Origin of the sequence: Streptomyces sp. NPDC056144 (assembly GCF_042264145.1) — a bacterium.
Classification (GTDB): Bacteria; Actinomycetota; Actinomycetes; order Streptomycetales; family Streptomycetaceae; genus Streptomyces.
Window position 1 is genome coordinate 2,683 of record NZ_JBHJVF010000023.1, and the last position, 2,510, is coordinate 5,192.

General features: G+C 56.4%; 1 rRNA gene (running past one end of the window). It reads left to right on the plus strand.

Annotated features, from left to right (window positions below):
- A 23S ribosomal RNA gene (locus ACFC0Z_RS34685) occupies positions 1-2,475 on the plus strand; it begins 727 nt to the left of the window's first position.
- Positions 2,476-2,510: the final 35 nt, after the last annotated feature.

Sequence of the window (2,510 nt, forward strand, 5' to 3'; positions counted from 1 at the left end):
GTCTCGTGACTGCGTGCCTTTTGAAGAATGAGCCTGCGAGTTTGCGGTGTGTTGCGAGGTTAACCCGTGTGGGGAAGCCGTAGCGAAAGCGAGTCCGAATAGGGCGATTCAGTAGCACGCTCAAGACCCGAAGCGGAGTGATCTAGCCATGGGCAGGTTGAAGCGGAGGTAAGACTTCGTGGAGGACCGAACCCACCAGGGTTGAAAACCTGGGGGATGACCTGTGGTTAGGGGTGAAAGGCCAATCAAACTCCGTGATAGCTGGTTCTCCCCGAAATGCATTTAGGTGCAGCGTCGTGTGTTTCTTGCCGGAGGTAGAGCACTGGATAGGCGATGGGCCCTACCGGGTTACTGACCTTAGCCAAACTCCGAATGCCGGTAAGTGAGAGCACGGCAGTGAGACTGTGGGGGATAAGCTCCATGGTCGAGAGGGAAACAGCCCAGAGCATCGACTAAGGCCCCTAAGCGTACGCTAAGTGGGAAAGGATGTGGAGTCGCAGAGACAACCAGGAGGTTGGCTTAGAAGCAGCCACCCTTGAAAGAGTGCGTAATAGCTCACTGGTCAAGTGATTCCGCGCCGACAATGTAGCGGGGCTCAAGCGTACCGCCGAAGTCGTGTCATTGCAGCAATAAGCCCCAACGGGTGCTGTGATGGGTAGGGGAGCGTCGTGTGCCGGGTGAAGCAGCCGCGGAAGCGAGTTGTGGACGGTTCACGAGTGAGAATGCAGGCATGAGTAGCGATACACACGTGAGAAACGTGTGCGCCGATTGACTAAGGGTTCCTGGGTCAAGCTGATCTGCCCAGGGTAAGTCGGGACCTAAGGCGAGGCCGACAGGCGTAGTCGATGGACAACCGGTTGATATTCCGGTACCCGCTTTGAAACGCCCAATATCGAATCCATTAATGCTAAGGCCGTGAAGCCGTTCCGGACCCTTCGGGGAAAGGAAAGTGGTGGAGCCGTCGACCCAAGGTGGTAGTAGGTAAGCGATGGGGTGACGCAGGAAGGTAGTCCAGCCCGGGCGGTGGTAGTCCCGGGGTAAGGGTGTAGGGCGTGTGATAGGCAAATCCGTCACGCATATAGCCTGAGACCTGATGCCGAGCCGATTGTGGTGAAGTGGATGATCCTATGCTGTCGAGAAAAGCCTCTAGCGAGTTTCATGGCGGCCCGTACCCTAAACCGACTCAGGTGGTCAGGTAGAGAATACCGAGGCGTTCGGGTGAACTATGGTTAAGGAACTCGGCAAAATGCCCCCGTAACTTCGGGAGAAGGGGGGCCATCACTGGTGATCGGATTTACTCCGTGAGCTGGGGGTGGCCGCAGAGACCAGCGAGAAGCGACTGTTTACTAAAAACACAGGTCCGTGCGAAGCCGTAAGGCGATGTATACGGACTGACGCCTGCCCGGTGCTGGAACGTTAAGGGGACCGGTTAGCTCTGTTTCGACAGGGCGAAGCTGAGAACTTAAGCGCCAGTAAACGGCGGTGGTAACTATAACCATCCTAAGGTAGCGAAATTCCTTGTCGGGTAAGTTCCGACCTGCACGAATGGCGTAACGACTTCTCGACTGTCTCAACCATAGGCCCGGTGAAATTGCACTACGAGTAAAGATGCTCGTTTCGCGCAGCAGGACGGAAAGACCCCGGGACCTTTACTACAGTTTGATATTGGTGTTCGGTTCGGCTTGTGTAGGATAGGTGGGAGACTTTGAAGCCGTGACGCCAGTCATGGTGGAGTCGCCGTTGAAATACCACTCTGGTCGTGCTGGATGTCTAACCTCGGTCCGTGATCCGGATCAGGGACAGTGTCTGATGGGTAGTTTAACTGGGGCGGTTGCCTCCCAAAGGGTAACGGAGGCGCCCAAAGGTTCCCTCAGCCTGGTTGGCAATCAGGTGTTGAGTGTAAGTGCACAAGGGAGCTTGACTGTGAGACCGACGGGTCGAGCAGGGACGAAAGTCGGGACTAGTGATCCGGCGGTGGCTTGTGGAAGCGCCGTCGCTCAACGGATAAAAGGTACCCCGGGGATAACAGGCTGATCTTCCCCAAGAGTCCATATCGACGGGATGGTTTGGCACCTCGATGTCGGCTCGTCGCATCCTGGGGCTGGAGTCGGTCCCAAGGGTTGGGCTGTTCGCCCATTAAAGCGGTACGCGAGCTGGGTTTAGAACGTCGTGAGACAGTTCGGTCCCTATCCGCTGCGCGCGTAGGAATATTGAGAAGGGCTGTCCCTAGTACGAGAGGACCGGGACGGACGAACCTCTGGTGTGCCAGTTGTCCTGCCAAGGGCATGGCTGGTTGGCTACGTTCGGGAGGGATAACCGCTGAAAGCATCTAAGCGGGAAGCCTGCTTCGAGATGAGTATTCCCACCTCCTTGAGAGGGTAAGGCTCCCAGTAGACGACTGGGTTGATAGGCCGGATGTGGAAGCCCAGTAATGGGTGGAGCTGACCGGTACTAATAGGCCGAGGGCTTGTCCTCAGTTGCTCGCGTCCACTGTGTTAGTTCTGAAGCAA